Consider the following 14,858-nt stretch of genomic DNA (forward strand, 5'->3'; position numbering starts at 1 on the left):
GCCAGCAGCAGGGCCAGCGCGGCGGAGTCGGCGCTTTCTACGCCGGACAGGTCCAGCCGCAGCGGCCCCTGGGCCGCCAGCTGGGCCAGCGGCCGCGCCAAGCCGGCGCAGCTGGCCATGTCGATGCGGCCGGACAGGCTGGCCGCGCCGGGGGCGGTGGCGTTCAGCATCAGCCCTTGCCCTTGGCGGCCGCAGCGGCGGATGCCGGGCCGGCGTTCTTGTCCTGCAGCAGCTTGATCAGGCCATCCACGCCGTTCTTGCGGATTTCCTCGTTGAAGCTGTTGCGGTACACGGTCACCAGGCTGGCGCCTTCCACGCTGACGTTGTAGATCTTCCAGCCCTTGTCGCCCTTGTTCAGCACGTAGTCGACGGACACCGGATTGGCGTTGCCCGGCAGGGTGACGCTGGACTTCACGGTGACGTCCTTGCCGTTGGCGCCGGCCACCGGGTTGGGTTGCACGTTGACCTGGGCGGTCTTGAAGCGGGTCATGGTGGTGGAGTAGGTGCGCACCAGCAGGGTCTGGAATTGCTGGGTCAGCTCATTGCGCTGATCCGGCGACGCCTGGCGCCAGCCCAGGCCGACCGCCAGCGCGGTCATGCGCGGGAAGTCGAACAGCGGCACGGCGACGGCTTCGGCCTGCTGACGCACTTGCTTGGTGTTCTTGCCATTGTCTTGCTTCAGGATGTCCAGCACTTGGCGCGAGCCGTCCTTGATCAGCTCGACCGGGTTGTCGGCGGCGGCCAGAACCTGGGTGGAGGACAGACCCAGCATCAGACAGAACAGGGTAAGCAGTTTCTTCATTTGCGACATTCCATTTTTCACTAGTCGGGCGGCACGCGGTGCCGCGAGGAGGGTTGGCCCCGCTTGCGACGCTATTTGCTTGCGTCTTTGCCGGTAAATCCGGTCATGAATTTACCGATCAACTGTTCCAGCACCAGCGCCGATGAGGTGATGGTGATGGTGCCGCCGGGCGCCAGATTGGTTTCCGAACCGCCTTGCTGCAAGCCGATGTATTGCTCGCCCAAGAGGCCGGAGGTCAGGATCGAGGCGCTGACGTCGTCGCTGAGCTGGTAGGTCTTGTCGATGTTCAGCGCGACGCGGGCGCGGTAGGTCTTCGGGTCCAGGCGGATGTCGGACACGCGGCCCACCAGCACGCCGGCTTCCTTGACCGGCGCCTTCACCTTCAGGCCGCCGACGTTGTCGAAGTCGGCGTAGACGACATAGGTTTGCGACGCGCTCTGCGGCGTAAGGTTGGCCACTTTCAGCGACAGGAAGACGACGGCGGCGATGCCGAGGGCGACAAAGATGCCGACCCATAAATCAATGGTAGAGCGTTTCATTCGTTTTATTCCTAGAACATGAAGGCGGTCAGCACGAAATCCAGGGCCAGGATCACCAGCGCCGAGGTGACCACGGTGCGGGTGGTGGCAGCCGATACGCCGGCGGCGGTCGGGGTGGCGTCGTAGCCTTCGAACACGGCGATCAGCGTCACTGCGATGCCGAACACCAAGCTCTTGATGATGCCGTTGATCACGTCGTAGTGCAGGTCCACATTGCCTTGCATCTGCGACCAGAAGGTCCCGGCGTCCAGGCCTATCATCACCACGCCGACCAGATAGCCGCCGAAGATGCCGACCACGTTGAACAGCGCGGCCAGGATGGGCATGGAGATCACGCCGGCCCAGAAGCGCGGGGCGATGACGCGGGCCATCGGGTTGACCGCCATCACGCTCATCGCGTCCAGCTGCTCGGTGGTCTTCATCAGGCCGATTTCGGCGGTCATCGCGCTGCCGGCGCGGCTGGCGAACAACAGCGCGGCCAGCACCGGGCCCAGCTCGCGCAGCAGCGCCAGCGCCACCATCGCGCCCAGCGCGTCGGCGGAGCCGAACTTGGCCAGCGTGGTGTAGCCCTGCAGGCCCAGCACCATGCCGACGAACAGGCCGGAGACGACGATAATGATCAGCGACATCACGCCGGCGAAGTAGATCTCGCGTATCGTCATCTGCAGCCGCAGCAGGCTCTGGCCGCTGTTGAGCAGGATGGCGGCCAGGAAGCGGGCGGCGAAGCCCAGCCGCCAGACGGCGTTGATGGTGGTATGGCCGAGGCGGCGCAGCGGCGAGGTCAGAAAATCAAGCATGCCCGCCTCCTTGCAGACCCAGGTCCGCAGCCAGCGAGGTGGCTGCGGGGAAGTTATAGTGCACCGGTCCGTCGGCCTCGCCGTTGATGAATTGCTTCACCCATGGGGAGTCGGACGCGCGGACTTCGTCCGGCGTGCCCTGGGCGATGATCTGGCCATTGGCGACGAACAGCACGTGGTCGACGATGGCCAGCGACTGGTGCACGTCGTGCGTCACCATCACCGCGGTGGTGCCCAGCGCGTCGTTCAGCTTCTTGACCAACAGCGCGATCACGCCCAGCGAGATCGGGTCCAGGCCGGTGAAGGGCTCGTCGTACAGCATCAACTGCGGGTCGAGCGCGATCGCGCGCGCCAGCGCGACGCGGCGCGCCATGCCGCCGGACAGCTCGGCCGGCATCAGCTTTTGGGTGCCGCGCAGGCCCACCGCCTCCAGTTTCATGGTGACGAGGTCCTGGATCATGCTTTCCGGCAGCTTGGTGTGCTCGCGCAGCGGGAAGGCGACGTTGTCGGCGACCGACAGGTCGGTGAACAGCGCGCCGAACTGGAACAGCATGCCCATGCGGCGGCGGTGCTGGTACAGCTCGGACTGGCCCATCCGCGCGATGTCGCGGCCGTCCACCAGCACTTCGCCCGATTGCGGACGAATCTGGCCGGAGATCAGCCGCAGCAGCGTGGTCTTGCCGCTGCCGCTGCCGCCCATGATGGCGACCAGCTTGCCGCGCGGCACGCTGAGAGTAAGGTTCTTCAGGATGGGCCGATCGCCGTAGGCGAAGCTGACGTTCCTGAATTCGATGAAATGGTCTGTGGACACAAAAATTCCAAACAGCTTGAAAGAGGGGTCTCGTATCTGACCCCGCTACGACGGTGAAATTCAACCTGCTTCGCTACCGGCGGGAATCAGGCCGGCCGCGGTTTATGGTAGCGTACTATCCGGTCTCGAATAGCTGGATTTTATAGCGTTGGCGACTTTGCGCCAAATCTCGCTATGTTACGGTGTGCAAAATCGCCGCAATTTGATGCCTATGTCATTGCGACAGGGGCAGGGGTGTTGCCATAATGGCACACCGGCCGCGACCGGGGATCGGTTCGCGGCCGGCGCAAAGACGCCGGGAGGCGTCTTGGATCGGGATTACACGCCGCGCAGCAGCTCGTTGATGCTGGTCTTGCTGCGGGTTTGCGCGTCCACTTTCTTGACGATCACCGCGCAGTACAGGCTGTGGCTGCCATCCTTGGACGGCAGGTTGCCGGACACCACCACCGAGCCCGGCGGCACGCGGCCGTACATCACTTCGCCGGTTTCGCGGTCGTAGATCTTGGTGGATTGGCCGATGTATACGCCCATCGAGATCACCGAGCCCTCGCCGACGATCACGCCCTCGACGATTTCCGAGCGCGCGCCGATGAAGCAGTTGTCTTCGATGATGGTGGGGTTGGCTTGCAGCGGCTCCAGCACGCCGCCGATGCCGACGCCGCCGGACAGGTGCACGTTCTTGCCGATCTGGGCGCAGGAGCCGACGGTGGCCCAGGTGTCCACCATCGCGCCTTCGTCGACGTAGGCGCCGATATTGACGTAGGACGGCATCAGCACGGTGTTCTTGGCGATGAAGCTGCCCTTGCGCGCCACCGCGCCCGGCACCACGCGGAAGCCGGCTTCCTGGAAGCGGGCCTGGCTCCAGTCGGAGAATTTGGTGTCGACTTTGTCGAAGTAGCGGTTGACGCCGTCGTCCTGCACCGCGTTGTCGCGGATGCGGAAGGACAGCAGCACCGCCTTCTTCACCCACTGGTTGACCACCCATTCCGCGCCGTTTTTCTCGGCGACGCGCAGGCGGCCGGCGTCCAGCTCGGCGATCACTTGCTCGATGGCCGCCTTCAGTTCCGGCGATACGGTGGCGGGGGTGATTTCGGCGCGGTTTTCGAATGCCTGTTCGATCAGGCTTTGGATCGGATGCATCTGGTTCAGTCCTTTGGCAATGTGAATCGAAGTCGTCATCTGTGATTCTGGGTCCTGTGGCGGAGTGTCACGCCGGCGTCGCGGCGCGCTGGGTCTGGATGAATTCTACAATCCTTTGCGCGGCGGCCACGCATTCGGCCTGTTCCGCCACCAACGCGATGCGCACGTAGCCGCGGCCGGGGTTGGCGCCGTGGGCGTCGCGGGCCAGATAGCTGCCGGGCAGCATGGTCACGTGCCGCTGCTCGAACAGCGCGCGGGCGAAGGCCGCGTCGTCGCCGTCCGGCACCTTCGCCCACAGGTAGAAGCCGGCTTCCGGCCTCTCCACCTCGAGAACCGGCTGCAGCAGCGGCAGCACGGCGGCGAACTTGGCGGCGTAGGCGGCCCGATTGGACTCGACGTGCGCCTCGTCGTTCCAGGCGGCCTGGCTTGCCGCCTGCACCGTCAGGCTCATCGCGCTGCCGTGGTAGGTGCGGTACAGCAAAAACTGTTTCAGCACCGCCGCGTCGCCGGCGACGAAGCCGGAGCGCATGCCAGGCACATTGGAGCGCTTGGACAGGCTGGTCAGCATCACCAGCCGCTCCAGGCCGCGGCCGAGCGCGCGGGCGGCGGATAGGCCGCCCAGCGGCGGCGCGTCGAAATAGATCTCGGAATAGCACTCGTCGCTGGCGATCACGAAGCCGTAGCGGTCCGACAGCGCGAACAGCTGGTCCCAGGCGGCCAGATCCATCACCGCGCCGGTGGGATTGCCGGGGCTGCAGACGATCACCAGCTGCGCGCGCCGCCATATGTCATCCGGCACACCGTCCCAGTCCGGCTGGAAGCGGTTCTCCGCCTCGCAGTTCAGGTAATGGGGCTCGGCGCCGGCCAGCAGTGCCGCGCCTTCGTAAATCTGGTAAAAGGGATTGGGAGACACCACCACTGGCTTGACTGAGCCGCTGGCATTGATCAGGCACTGGGTCAGCGAGAACAACGCTTCGCGGCTGCCGTTGACCGGCAACACTTCGCCCGCCGGGTCCAGCTTCACGCCGTAGCGGCGCTCGGCCCAGTCGGCGCAGGCCTGGCGCAGCGCCGGCGTGCCTTGTGTCGCCGGGTAGCCGGACAGACCGGCGAGATTCGCGCACAGCGCGTCCTTCACCAGTTGCGGCGCCGGATGCTTGGGCTCGCCCATCGCCAGGCTGATGTGCGGCAATGCCGCCGGCGGGTCGGCATCGGCGAGCAGCGTCGCCAAGCGCTGGAACGGATAGGGGTGCAATTGGTCCAGGCGGGGATTCAAAGCGGCGTCTCCATCGGAAATTCGGCACAGGCAATCGACCATCTTAAGAACAGCCATGACACCTGTAAAACAAAAAATCGTCGCCACCTCTGGCATCCTCACTACCGCGCTGGTGTGGGGGCTGATGTGGTACCCGTTCCGCAGCCTCAACGCCCAGGGCGTCAGCGTGCCTATGGCCTCGCTGGCTACCTATCTGGTCACCATCGCCGCCGGCCTGGCGCTGTTCTTCAAGGTGTACCGGCGCCAGTTCCATTTCGAGCCGGTGCTGGTGCTGCTGACGCTGTTGTTCGGCTGGTGCAATTTCAGCTATACGATGGCGGTGGCCGAAGGCCAGGTAATGCGGGTGCTGCTGCTGTTCTACCTGTCGCCGCTGTGGACCGCGCTATGGTCGTGGCTGCTGCTGCACGAGCACCTGACCCGCCGCGGCTGGGCGGTGGTGGGGTTGTCGCTGCTGGGCTGCGGCGTGTTCATCTACCGGCCGGAGCTGTTCGCCGGCGAGCTGCCGCTGACCCACCGCTACGAGTGGCTGGCGCTGTCGGGCGGCATGGCCTTTGCGCTGGGCAATGTGATCAGCCGCCGCTCGCACGGCATCCCGGTGCCGGTGAAATCGGCGACGGTGTGGTTCGGCGTGGCGCTGATCGGCGCGTTCAGCTTGCTGCAGAGCGGCGATCTCCCCAGGATGCTGGAGATCCCGGCCGAAAGCTGGCTGGTATTGTCGATTTTGGGCGTGGTGCTGCTATGCACCAGCGTGGTGTCGCAGTACGGCCTGTCCATCATTCCGGCCACCCAGGCGATGACGCTGATGCTGATGGAGCTGGTGTTCGCCGCGGTGTCGGCCTATCTGCTGGCCGGCGAGCGGATGTCGGCGCAGGAGTGGTTGGGCGGCGCGTTGATCGCCGGCGCCAGCCTGTTGTCTGGCGGCATGAGCCGGCCCGGCAACAAGCCGCAGCCTACGCCTTGAGTATCGAGAATCGGAAAGACAAGATGCAGATCAGATTGATGGAGCCGCGGGATTTCGCGGCGTTCTGGCCGGTATTCCGCGAAGTGGTGGCCGCCCGCGAAACCTACGCTTTCGATCCGGACATGGACCAGGAGGCGGCGCGCCGACTGTGGTGCGAGGCGCCGCTGGAAACCTGGCTGGCGGAAGAGGATGGCCAGTTGCTGGGCAGTTATTTCCTCAAGGCCAACGCCGCCGGGCCCGGCGGCCATGTCGGCAACTGCGGCTACATGGTGGCGCCGGCCGCGCGCGGCAAGGGCGTGGCCCGCGCGATGTGCGAGCACTCGCAGCAACGCGCGCGGGAGCGGGGATTTCTGGCGCTGCAGTTCAACAGCGTGGTGGCCACCAACGCGGCGGCGGTGGCGTTGTGGCAGAAGCTGGGCTTCGACGTGGTCGGCCGGCTGCCGCGGGCCTACCGTCACGCGGTTCACGGGCTGGTCGACTGCCTGGTGATGTACAAGTGGCTGGGGGCGACAGAAGCGCCTGCGATGCCGGAGCCGGCCAAGCTGATCGGCCGCAAGAACATCGAGGCGACGGTGTCGCGGCGGCGCAAGCGGGACTGAGGAAGGAAGGCCGCCCCGCGGCGAGAGCCGGCGGGGCGGGAAGCGGGAGTTTACAGATTGTCCAGATACTGTTGCAGCGCCCGGATATTGTTGTCGTAGGCGGCCGGGGTGCCCAGTTCGACGCCGCCGCTGCGCACGTAGTAGGCGAACGCCACGCCGCGGGTGTCGAAGAAGGGCAGGAAGTCGTCCGGCTGCAGCGTGCTGCCGTTCAGGCCGATCGCCCAATTATTGGCCTTGTAGTGGTTCAGCTGCGTGATCGCGCCGTGCACGGCGATGCCCTCGGAGCTGCGGATCAGCGCGACGTAGTGGTTCAGCGTGTCGATGTTGATCTGATAGGCCGACGGCTCGCCGACGCTGACGCCCTGAGCGCGGACGTAGTAGGCGAACGGCAACTGGCGCTCGGTGAAGAAGGCCAGGAAATTGTCCGGCGCCAGGTTGTCGCCGTTCAGGCCGATCGCCCAGTTTTTCGACTGATACTCCTTCAGTTGTTTGACGACGCCGTCGGCGGCTTCGATTTCCTGCCTGGCGGGAACGTTCACTGCGATGCTGTGTGCCATGTCGGGTACTCCTGCGTTGGGTTGGTCAACAGCAGAAGGCGTGAGGGCGTGTCGCGGTCATGGAGGGTCTCCGTTTCCGGGTAGCGGCCGCAGAGGCGGCGGAAAGTAAGACCAGCCTAGCGTGGGAGGCGGCGCGCGGATACTGGGATTGCGGCCAGCCGATTTATGTCGGTAAATATCCTATAAAAGCAGGTATATCGACGCATTTGTCTGCATGATTTCGTATTTGCAAACCTGTTTTTTCGATAAGGCGGCGTTCACCAGCTGATCGTGGCATGGGACAGCTTGGGATCGCCGTGGGGATTGATCTGCGCCTTGTAGCGGGTGTTGGCCTTGAGCGAGACCGGTCTGGAGAGATTGCCGGGGGAGATCGATTTCTGCTGGCTCAGCAGCTTGGGCGCGCTAGCGTCCGTCATGTCGAAGACGCTGCAGTCGGCGGGGCTGCCGTTGACCAGAAATGTGAGCTTGTCGTTTTGGCCGCAGGTGAAGGTGTGTTCGAACCCATTGCCCAGATGAAGCCGAAAGGTGCGCATGGCGGCCTCCCCGAATATGGGCGGCGCGGAATGCGCTGCCCATATGCGGTGAACGGGGAGACGCGCGCGGCGCGAAGCGCGCCGCGCTCAGTAGTGCGGCGGAATCTCGTCGCGCGGCGAGCCGCCGGGGCCGTCGTCCGGCTGCGCGTTTCTGAACTGCTGGTACAGCAGGCGGATCTGCTGCTGCAGCAGATCGATTTCCTTCTGCTGGCGCGCGACGGTGGCATTCAGCGCGTCCAGCAGCTCGTCCTGGAAGGCGAGGCGCACTTCCAGCGCCTCGACGCGGTTTTCGTTTTCGGTGTTCATGCCCGCCATTCTACAACACCATCGCGGCGAGCCAGCCGGCGGTCATCAGCGGCAGGTTGAAGTGCAGGAAGGTGGGGATCACCGTGTCGCGGATATGGTCGTGCTGGCCGTCCAGGTTCAGGCCCGAGGTCGGGCCCATCGTCGAGTCCGACGCCGGCGAGCCGGCGTCGCCCAGCGCGCCCGCGGTGCCGATGATGGCCACGGTGGCCATCGGCGAGAAGCCCAGGTGGGCGCACAGCGGCACGTAGATGGCGGTGAGGATGGGCACGGTGGAGAACGACGAGCCTATGCCCAGCGTCACCGTCATGCCGATGGCCAGCATCGCCAGCGCCGCCAGCGAGCGCTGACCCTCGAACAGCGCCGCGCCGGCCTTGACCAGCGGCGCGATCTCGCCGCTGGCGCGCAGCACCTCGGCGAAGCCCTGGGCGGTGATCATGGTGAAGCCCACCATCGCCATCATTTTCATGCCCTCGTTGAACACGCCGTCGGCGTCCTTCCACTTGACCACGCCGGCGGCGAGGAACAATAGGAAGCCGGACAGCGCGCCCATGATCATCGAGTCGGTGTACAGCTGCACCGAGAACGCGGCGACGATGGCGGCGAAGGCGGTGGCCAGCGACTTGCGGCTGACGCGGGCGTGGGTGCGCTCGGCGTTTTCGATCTTGCCCAGCGAGTAGCGGCGCGGCTTGCGGTAGCTGATGAACACCGCCGACAGCAGGCCCGCCACCATGCCCAGCGCCGGAATCGCCATCGCGTGCATCACGTTGATGCCCGAGGTGTCCATGCCGGCCTTGGCGGCGTTGCCCAGCAGGATCTGCTTCAGGTAGATGTCGCCGAAGCCCACCGGAAACACCATGTAGGGCGTCACCAGGCCGAAGGTGATCACGCAGGCCACCAGCCGGCGGTCCAGCTGCAGCCGCGCCATCACGTACAGCAGCGGCGGGATCAGCATCGGGATGAAGGCGATGTGGATGGGCACCAGGTTCTGGCTGGCGACGCTGACGCAGCCCAGCAGCCCGATCAGCGTCCATTTCAGCTTGCGGTGGGCGCTGGCGTGCTCCAGCTTCTTCACCGCCAGGTCGGCCATCGCGTGGGGCAGGCCGGACTTGGCGATGGCGACGGCGAAGGCGCCCAGCAAGGCGTAGGACAGCGCCACCGAGGCGCCGCCGGTGATGCCCTGGTTGAAGGCGGCGAGGGTGGCGGGCAGCGACAGTCCGCCGGCGAGGCCGCCGACCAAAGCGCCGATCAGCAGGCTGATGACGACATGGGTGCGCAGCAGGGTCAGGGTGAGCATGGCGCCCACGGCTAGAACAACGGCATTCATTTGTATAGACAAATCAGTGGCTTATGCGCGGCTGCGCGGGGCGGGCAGGGTAACGGGTTTGCCGGGGCCTGTCTAGCAGTCTGACCTTTCATGCCATCTATATATCAAATTGATATTGAAATAAAATTTATTATTACTTTGAGAGATTATGGGGCCGCTTTACAGTCAAACCATCACCCGATTCCGCGCGAAGCGGCAAGGAGGCAAGATGGAAGCGCTGCTGGTGGGAGCCGATAGCCTGGGCAATATTCCCGAGGTGCTGAGCCTGTACGACATCCGCATCGCCCGCCACATCTGCGGCCGCAACGTCGCGCATCAGCGCAAGGCGGCGCTGCCCGGCCGGCCGGACGTGTTGATCCTGCTCACCGATTTTCTCGGCCACAACGTGATGCGGCATTACCGCGACCGCGCCGCCGCGCTGGGCATCCCGGTGCTGGCCTGCCGCCGCTCAGCCACCGCCGTCGAGCAGCGCTTGCGCCATCATGGCTGGAGGAGGCTGTCATGATTTTTTCCGGCAACGAGAACTGGCTGGCCTGGCTGCTGGGCCGCACCGCGCTGCAGGCGCCGCCCAAGGTGGAATGGCGGCGGGTCGCGCCGCCGCCGGCTCCTGCCAGGCGCTGAAAGCGGGTGGCGGCGCTGGTTCCCTGGCCGCCTATCTGAGAAACTCCCTGCCATCGTCGGCGTCCAAGCGGCTTGTCCGCCGCGGCGGGCGCTTCATCGTTTCGAAACAGGGAACCGCTTGATGTCAGTCTTTTCCGTTGAATTCAAAGTGCGCGACTACGAGTGCGACATGCAGGGCATCGTCAACAACGGCGTCTATTTCAATTATCTGGAGCACGCCCGGCACGAGTTTCTGCTGGCGAAAGGCATCGATTTCGCCCAGCTGGCGCGCGACAAGATCAATCTGGTGGTGGTGCGCTCGGAGATGGACTACAAGGCCTCGCTGACCAGCGGCGACCGCTTCGTCGTCACCGTGGCTTTTGAAGCGGTGTCCAAAGTGCGCTTCGGCTTCCGCCAGCAGGTGGTGCGCGCGGCCGACGGCAAGGTGGTGCTGGATGGCCTGGTGATCGGCACCGCGATCAACGAGCGCGGCCGTCCCGCCATTCCGGACGGCTTCGCCGAACGGCTGACCGCCTGAGTCTGCCGTCGCGTCTATTCCATCAGCGTTTCCGGGCGGATGCCCCACTGCTCTCGCAGGAAGGCTTGCCCGGCCGGCGTGACGCGCAGCGCGCGGCTGTCCAGCCGCCGCTCCACCCAGTTCCGCCGCAGGAATTCCCGGCACAATGCCGCGCCGAGGGCTCCGGCCAAGTGCGGCCGCCGCTCGCTCCAGTCCAGGCAGGCCCGCGCCAGCGGCCGCTTGCCCCCGGCCGGCGGTTCCACCGCCAGCGTCGCGGCGAACCAGCCGCGGCCGGCTGCAGTCACCGCGAACTGCCTGTCTTCATCCAGCAATAGCAATCCGTTTTCCAGCATCGCGTCGGCGATGGCGATGCCCAGCCTGCCGGCCAGGTGGTCGTAGCAGGTGCGCGCCAGCCGCAGTTCCGGCGGGACCCGGCTGGCCGCGCGCGGCCGGGCCAGATCGTGGCCGTGGGCGGCGGCGCTCAGCGCCTCCAGAGCCTGGGCGATGGCCGCATTGGCCAGCAGGTAGTATCGATGGCGGCCATGCCGCTCTACCTTGACCGCGCCGCCTTGCAGCAGCTTGGCCAGGTGGTTGCTGGCGGCCTGGGCGCTGAGGCCGGCGTGCTGCGCCAGTTCGCTGGCCGGGTAGCTGCGGCCGTCCAGCATCAGCAGCAGCATGAGGGAGCGGCCGGGATCGGCCAGCAGGCTGGCCAGGCGGCTGATGTCGGGGAGATGGGTGTTGGTCATGGTTCACTCCAGCGTGAAACATCGTGGCAGTCCGCCGGCTACGATACGGGCATTCGAACGACATGCCAAGGAGTTGAGCCATGCGCGCCCTGCTGGATTATCTACACACCTATTTCTTGAGCGAGCCGCAGCTGCTGTTCCGCTGCGGCCTGGCGCCGGAGCGGCTGGCGGCGTTGCAGAGCGAGGGCCGCGCGCCCCTGTCTTCTTACAAGGTGAGCTGCGCCGGCGCCGTCACGTCTTACTTCGGCGAGCAGGCGCTGGACGGCGAGCTGGCCTGGTATCCGCAGGCGATGGCCGAGTGGCTGATCGAGGCCGAGCATGCCGACGCGGCGACGCTGCGCGCGCGTTTCGAGCGGCGCTATCGGGCCGAGCTGGCGCGGCTGGCGGAGCAAGGGCTGCCTGCAACCGAGCCTGCCGCGGGCCTGGACGAGGAATGGGCGCATTTCCTGGCCGGCGCCTATGGCGTCTGCACCCGTCATGGCCGAGTGGAGCAGATCGCGGCCAAGGGCGCGCTGGTGGACTTGATCGACCGGCTGACCGAGCGCCAGACCCGGCCGGCGTTGCCGGAGGCCGAGCTGGTCTTGTTGCGCCGGGCGGTGGACCTGCTGGACGAGGCCGAAGCATGGTTCGCCCCGCATGAACGCGCGGCCAGCTCCCGCGCGCGCTGCGTCGACGGCGCGCGGCGGCGATACCTGGGAGGCGAGGCGTGAGCGGCTGGCCGAAGCACGCGCTGGCCGCCGCCGGCCATCCCGATCCTTATCCTTATTACCGCGAATTGGCGCGGGATGGCTGGCGGCGCGATGAGGCGCTGGGCTTATGGCTGGCCGCCTCGCGCCGGGCGGTGGACGCGGTGATGGAAAGCCCGGCTTGCCGCGTGAGGCCGGCGCGGGAGCAGGTGCCGGCGGGCATCGCCGGGGCACCGCTGGGAGAGGCGTTCGGCCGCTGGCTGCGGATGAGCGAGGGCGACGCGCATGCCCGCTTGCGGACGGCGGTGGGCGAGGGCCTGGCGTCCTTGCCCTGCGACGAGGCGGAGCTGACCGCGCGGCGGCTGGCGCGGGCTTTTTTGGCGACCGGCGCTGTCGATGGCCTCAGGCTGGACGCGCTGGTGGATTTTCTGCCAGTCGCCACGCTGGCTTCGCTGCTGGGCTGGCCGGAAGCCGCGCTGGCGGAGGCGGCGGCAGGGATCGCGCGGGTGTGCGGGGCCTTGGCGGTCGATGCCGACGCCGTTGCGCGCGAACGGGGCGCGGAGGCTTGCCGGATCTTGCTGGCCGATCTCGCCGCGCTGCCGGCCGAGGGCTGGCTGCGGCGCTGGCGCGCCGAGTTTGTCGGTCTCGACGCCGCCGTCTTATGCGCCAATCTGCTCGGCATCCTGTTCCAGAGCCGCGATGCCGGCGCGGGGCTGCTGTCGGCCGGCATCGCCTGGCGTTGCCTGGGCGAATGGATGCATGCCGATCCCGGCGAGTGGCGCGCGCGTTTGATGCTAGACCCGGTGTTGCACCATACCCGGCGTTTCGTGGCGGAGGACATTGAGTTGGCCGGACAGCGGCTGAAAGCCGGCGATCAGGTGCTGGTGCTGCTGGCCGCCGCCGCGCATGATCCGGCGGCAAGGGGAGAGTGCATGGATTTCGGCCGCAGCCGGCACGCTTGTCCGGGGGAGGCGCTGGCCTTGGCCACCGCCTGCGGCGCTTTGCATGCGCTGGAGGAGAGCCGTCCGGACTGGCGGGCCTTGGGCGGCGGCGTCACCTTTGATGGTCCGCCCAATATCAGAATGCGCCGCTTCGGCGCGGGAGAACGAGCATGATCGCGGTGATATTCGAGGCGATGCTGGCCGAGGGCGGGCGCGAGGCCTATCTGCAATGGGCGGCGCGGCTGGCGGAGCAGCTGCGGACGATGGACGGCTTTGTCTCCATCGAGCGTTTCCAGAGCCTGAATCAGTCGGACAAGTTGCTGTCGCTGTCGTTCTGGCGGGACGAGGCGGCGCTTGCCGCCTGGCGCAATCTGGAATCGCACCGGATGGCGCAGGCGGCGGGGCGGGGAGGCGTGTTCGCCGACTACCGGCTGCGGGTGGCGGCGGTGCTGCGCGACTACGGGCAGGCCGACCGCCGGCAGGCGCCGCCGGACAGCCGTGCGGCGCACTCAGCTTGAGAGGGCTTTGATCACGTAGAGGTCGAAGCGGGTGGATTTGCCGTCCAGCACCGCCGACGGCTTCACGCCGGCGATGGCCGCGCCCAGGCGCGGCCGTTTCACCACCACCCGCACTTTGGCGGCGGCGATGGCGGCGGCCAGCAGCTCGGCGCTGTCCATGTCGTCGCCTATCACGTGTTGGAAAGCCTGCATGTCTTTCTTGGCGGCGGCCGATTTCTTGTCGGTGTCGGGGAACATCGGATCGACGAAGACCACATCCGGCCGCTGGTCGGCCGATAATCCCGCCAGCCAGTCGCGCGAGTTGGCGTGCACCAGCGTCATCCGCGCGGCGATGTCGCGGGTGGCTTCGTCGCGCTCCGCCCGCTCCAGCGCGTCGGCCAATAGCGCCGCCGCCACCGGCGAGCGCTCCACCATCGTCACCCGGCAGCCCAGAGTGGCCAGCACGAAGCTGTCGCGGCCCAGGCCGGCGGTGGCGTCGGCCACGTGGGGCAAATCCTTCGCCCCTTTCAAACCCACCGCCTTGGCCACCGGTTGGCCGCGGCCGCCGCCTTGTTCGCGGCGGTGCCGAGCTGCGCCTTCGACGAATTCGGCGTACACCGCGCCGTGTTTGCCGGTGGTCAGCAATTCCAGTCGCTCGGAGCCCAGCTCCAGCCAGTAGCCGTCGGCCGGGCGCTGCTTGATCAGTGGCAGGGCGAAGCGTTCGCTCAGGCGGCGGGCGGCGTCGAGGCGGGCAGGCTCGGCGCAGTAAAGCGGTGTGGCGGTCATCGGGAATCCTTCAAAACTGTTGCGCACGATACGGGATGCGAGGCCGCGTCGCAAGCGGCCGCGCCGGGATGGCGCTCGTCGCGCGCGAGGGTGATACGTAGATTTATCTAAAGGACCTTTACTCATACGACATTTTTTTATGCCCTCAACTAGTCTATTTCTGTAGCAGGGGCATTTTTATTCAAACGCAATCGGCGGCTGCCGTAGCGCAGGTGTGGGAGCAGGAACATGGCATGGTGGAAATCGACGGGCCGGGAACCGGCCAAACAGGCTGGGCGTCCGGCCGGCCGTTTGCTGCTGCAGGCGCTGGAGCCCAGGATGATGTTCGACGGCGCGGTGGCGGCTTCGGTAGGCGAGGCCGCGCATCATGTCGACCCCGCGCACGACGCGGCGCGCGTGGACGCGCAGCAGCGGCATGGGGAGGCGGCGGCCGTGGCCGCGGC

21 protein-coding genes are annotated in these 14,858 nt (G+C 66.6%); 8 read left to right on the forward strand and 13 right to left on the reverse strand.

Going from position 1 to position 14,858, the window contains the following annotated elements:
• The 7 genes from LQR33_RS24435 to dapC form a co-directional block, all read right to left on the reverse strand.
• A partial coding sequence (locus tag LQR33_RS24435) for an STAS domain-containing protein (protein WP_414626567.1) occupies positions 1–170 on the reverse strand: 170 nt, incomplete at its 3' end.
• Entirely contained in the window at positions 170–802 is a 633-nt protein-coding gene (locus LQR33_RS18670) for an MlaC/ttg2D family ABC transporter substrate-binding protein (RefSeq protein WP_166440944.1), read from the reverse strand. The genes LQR33_RS24435 and LQR33_RS18670, both read right to left, overlap by 1 nt.
• A gap of 71 nt (positions 803–873) precedes the next feature.
• Positions 874–1,341 (reverse strand): outer membrane lipid asymmetry maintenance protein MlaD, encoded by a 468-nt coding sequence (mlaD, locus tag LQR33_RS18675; RefSeq protein WP_021475582.1) that lies wholly within the window; start codon positions 1,339–1,341, stop codon positions 874–876.
• 11 nt (positions 1,342–1,352) lie between these two features.
• A complete protein-coding gene (gene mlaE / locus LQR33_RS18680) occupies positions 1,353–2,138 on the reverse strand; it encodes a lipid asymmetry maintenance ABC transporter permease subunit MlaE (protein WP_166440945.1) in 786 nt (261 codons plus the stop codon).
• On the reverse strand, positions 2,131–2,949 hold the full coding sequence (locus LQR33_RS18685) for an ABC transporter ATP-binding protein (RefSeq protein ID WP_166440946.1): 819 nt from the start codon (positions 2,947–2,949) through the stop codon (positions 2,131–2,133). The genes mlaE and LQR33_RS18685 overlap by 8 nt, the downstream gene beginning before the upstream one ends.
• Positions 2,950–3,267: 318 nt before the next feature.
• On the reverse strand, positions 3,268–4,089 hold the full coding sequence (dapD, locus tag LQR33_RS18690) for a 2,3,4,5-tetrahydropyridine-2,6-dicarboxylate N-succinyltransferase (RefSeq protein ID WP_166440947.1): 822 nt from the start codon (positions 4,087–4,089) through the stop codon (positions 3,268–3,270).
• Positions 4,090–4,156: 67 nt separating this feature from the next.
• Positions 4,157–5,362 (reverse strand): succinyldiaminopimelate transaminase, encoded by a 1,206-nt coding sequence (gene dapC, locus LQR33_RS18695; RefSeq protein ID WP_231470067.1) that lies wholly within the window; start codon positions 5,360–5,362, stop codon positions 4,157–4,159.
• A gap of 55 nt (positions 5,363–5,417) precedes the next feature.
• Between dapC and LQR33_RS18700 the strand changes: the two genes are divergently transcribed.
• Together LQR33_RS18700 and LQR33_RS18705 are read left to right on the forward strand one after the other, a co-directional pair.
• The gene (locus tag LQR33_RS18700) at positions 5,418–6,323 is read left to right on the forward strand and encodes a DMT family transporter (RefSeq protein WP_231470069.1); all 906 of its coding nucleotides are present in this window, start codon (positions 5,418–5,420) and stop codon (positions 6,321–6,323) included.
• A gap of 23 nt (positions 6,324–6,346) precedes the next feature.
• Positions 6,347–6,922: a GNAT family N-acetyltransferase gene (locus tag LQR33_RS18705; protein WP_166440950.1), complete on the forward strand. Its 576-nt coding sequence runs from the start codon at positions 6,347–6,349 to the stop codon at positions 6,920–6,922.
• Positions 6,923–6,972: 50 nt separating this feature from the next.
• On the opposite strand, the gene LQR33_RS18710 is transcribed toward LQR33_RS18705, so the two are convergent.
• From LQR33_RS18710 to LQR33_RS18725, 4 genes are all read right to left on the reverse strand, one after another.
• Positions 6,973–7,479, reverse strand: a complete 507-nt coding sequence (locus LQR33_RS18710; protein ID WP_221664904.1) for a hypothetical protein — start codon at positions 7,477–7,479, stop codon at positions 6,973–6,975.
• Positions 7,480–7,736: 257 nt separating this feature from the next.
• A complete protein-coding gene (locus LQR33_RS18715) occupies positions 7,737–8,012 on the reverse strand; it encodes a hypothetical protein (protein ID WP_221664905.1) in 276 nt (91 codons plus the stop codon).
• Positions 8,013–8,099: 87 nt separating this feature from the next.
• Complete coding sequence (locus tag LQR33_RS18720; RefSeq protein WP_221664906.1) at positions 8,100–8,327, reverse strand: SlyX family protein; 228 nt, start codon at positions 8,325–8,327, stop codon at positions 8,100–8,102.
• Between the two features lies 1 nt (position 8,328).
• Positions 8,329–9,642, reverse strand: a complete 1,314-nt coding sequence (locus tag LQR33_RS18725) for a Na+/H+ antiporter family protein (protein WP_231177488.1) — start codon at positions 9,640–9,642, stop codon at positions 8,329–8,331.
• 208 nt (positions 9,643–9,850) lie between these two features.
• Between LQR33_RS18725 and LQR33_RS18730 the strand changes: the two genes are divergently transcribed.
• Together LQR33_RS18730 and LQR33_RS18735 are read left to right on the forward strand one after the other, a co-directional pair.
• Complete coding sequence (locus LQR33_RS18730) at positions 9,851–10,147, forward strand: DUF2325 domain-containing protein (RefSeq protein ID WP_021475592.1); 297 nt, start codon at positions 9,851–9,853, stop codon at positions 10,145–10,147.
• Positions 10,148–10,384: 237 nt separating this feature from the next.
• Complete coding sequence (locus LQR33_RS18735; protein WP_166440954.1) at positions 10,385–10,780, forward strand: acyl-CoA thioesterase; 396 nt, start codon at positions 10,385–10,387, stop codon at positions 10,778–10,780.
• 14 nt (positions 10,781–10,794) lie between these two features.
• On the opposite strand, the gene LQR33_RS18740 is transcribed toward LQR33_RS18735, so the two are convergent.
• Positions 10,795–11,505 carry an ArsR/SmtB family transcription factor gene (locus tag LQR33_RS18740; RefSeq protein ID WP_231470070.1) on the reverse strand — a complete coding sequence of 237 codons (711 nt, stop codon included), beginning with the start codon at positions 11,503–11,505 and terminating at the stop codon, positions 10,795–10,797.
• An 80-nt stretch (positions 11,506–11,585) separates the two neighbouring features.
• Between LQR33_RS18740 and LQR33_RS18745 the strand changes: the two genes are divergently transcribed.
• From LQR33_RS18745 to LQR33_RS18755, 3 genes are read left to right on the forward strand one after another with little or no spacing between them, the layout of a single operon-like run.
• Positions 11,586–12,215 carry a DUF6058 family natural product biosynthesis protein gene (locus tag LQR33_RS18745; protein WP_166440956.1) on the forward strand — a complete coding sequence of 210 codons (630 nt, stop codon included), beginning with the start codon at positions 11,586–11,588 and terminating at the stop codon, positions 12,213–12,215.
• Positions 12,212–13,306: a cytochrome P450 family protein gene (locus tag LQR33_RS18750; RefSeq protein ID WP_166440957.1), complete on the forward strand. Its 1,095-nt coding sequence runs from the start codon at positions 12,212–12,214 to the stop codon at positions 13,304–13,306. Before LQR33_RS18745 ends, LQR33_RS18750 begins: the two co-directional genes overlap by 4 nt.
• Entirely contained in the window at positions 13,303–13,650 is a 348-nt protein-coding gene (locus LQR33_RS18755; protein ID WP_166440958.1) for an antibiotic biosynthesis monooxygenase family protein, read from the forward strand. The genes LQR33_RS18750 and LQR33_RS18755 overlap by 4 nt, the downstream gene beginning before the upstream one ends.
• Here LQR33_RS18755 and LQR33_RS18760 read toward each other — a convergent pair.
• On the reverse strand, positions 13,642–14,415 hold the full coding sequence (locus LQR33_RS18760) for a class I SAM-dependent methyltransferase (RefSeq protein ID WP_166440959.1): 774 nt from the start codon (positions 14,413–14,415) through the stop codon (positions 13,642–13,644). The genes LQR33_RS18755 and LQR33_RS18760 overlap by 9 nt on opposite strands.
• Positions 14,416–14,643: 228 nt before the next feature.
• Between LQR33_RS18760 and LQR33_RS18765 the strand changes: the two genes are divergently transcribed.
• On the forward strand, positions 14,644–14,858 hold a 215-nt coding region (locus LQR33_RS18765; RefSeq protein ID WP_231470071.1), incomplete at its 3' end, for an LEPR-XLL domain-containing protein.

Origin of the sequence: Chromobacterium piscinae, from assembly GCF_021129175.1 — a bacterium.
GTDB lineage: Bacteria > Pseudomonadota > Gammaproteobacteria > Burkholderiales > Chromobacteriaceae > Chromobacterium > Chromobacterium piscinae.

Bases quoted from the DNA above. Each gene is read 5' to 3' on its own strand.
- LQR33_RS18740 (WP_231470070.1), bottom strand. From the start codon at position 11,505: ATGACCAACACCCATCTCCCCGACATCAGCCGCCTGGCCAGCCTGCTG.
- mlaD (WP_021475582.1), bottom strand. From the start codon at position 1,341: ATGAAACGCTCTACCATTGATTTATGGGTCGGCATCTTTGTCGCCCTC.
- LQR33_RS18715 (WP_221664905.1), bottom strand. From the start codon at position 8,012: ATGCGCACCTTTCGGCTTCATCTGGGCAATGGGTTCGAACACACCTTC.
- LQR33_RS18670 (WP_166440944.1), bottom strand. From the start codon at position 802: ATGAAGAAACTGCTTACCCTGTTCTGTCTGATGCTGGGTCTGTCCTCC.
- LQR33_RS18705 (WP_166440950.1), top strand. From the start codon at position 6,347: ATGCAGATCAGATTGATGGAGCCGCGGGATTTCGCGGCGTTCTGGCCG.
- LQR33_RS18755 (WP_166440958.1), top strand. From the start codon at position 13,303: ATGATCGCGGTGATATTCGAGGCGATGCTGGCCGAGGGCGGGCGCGAG.
- LQR33_RS18760 (WP_166440959.1), bottom strand. From the start codon at position 14,415: ATGACCGCCACACCGCTTTACTGCGCCGAGCCTGCCCGCCTCGACGCC.
- LQR33_RS18735 (WP_166440954.1), top strand. From the start codon at position 10,385: ATGTCAGTCTTTTCCGTTGAATTCAAAGTGCGCGACTACGAGTGCGAC.
- LQR33_RS18710 (WP_221664904.1), bottom strand. From the start codon at position 7,479: ATGGCACACAGCATCGCAGTGAACGTTCCCGCCAGGCAGGAAATCGAA.
- LQR33_RS18725 (WP_231177488.1), bottom strand. From the start codon at position 9,642: ATGAATGCCGTTGTTCTAGCCGTGGGCGCCATGCTCACCCTGACCCTG.
- LQR33_RS18745 (WP_166440956.1), top strand. From the start codon at position 11,586: ATGCGCGCCCTGCTGGATTATCTACACACCTATTTCTTGAGCGAGCCG.
- LQR33_RS18730 (WP_021475592.1), top strand. From the start codon at position 9,851: ATGGAAGCGCTGCTGGTGGGAGCCGATAGCCTGGGCAATATTCCCGAG.
- dapD (WP_166440947.1), bottom strand. From the start codon at position 4,089: ATGCATCCGATCCAAAGCCTGATCGAACAGGCATTCGAAAACCGCGCC.
- mlaE (WP_166440945.1), bottom strand. From the start codon at position 2,138: ATGCTTGATTTTCTGACCTCGCCGCTGCGCCGCCTCGGCCATACCACC.
- LQR33_RS18720 (WP_221664906.1), bottom strand. From the start codon at position 8,327: ATGGCGGGCATGAACACCGAAAACGAAAACCGCGTCGAGGCGCTGGAA.
- LQR33_RS18700 (WP_231470069.1), top strand. From the start codon at position 5,418: ATGACACCTGTAAAACAAAAAATCGTCGCCACCTCTGGCATCCTCACT.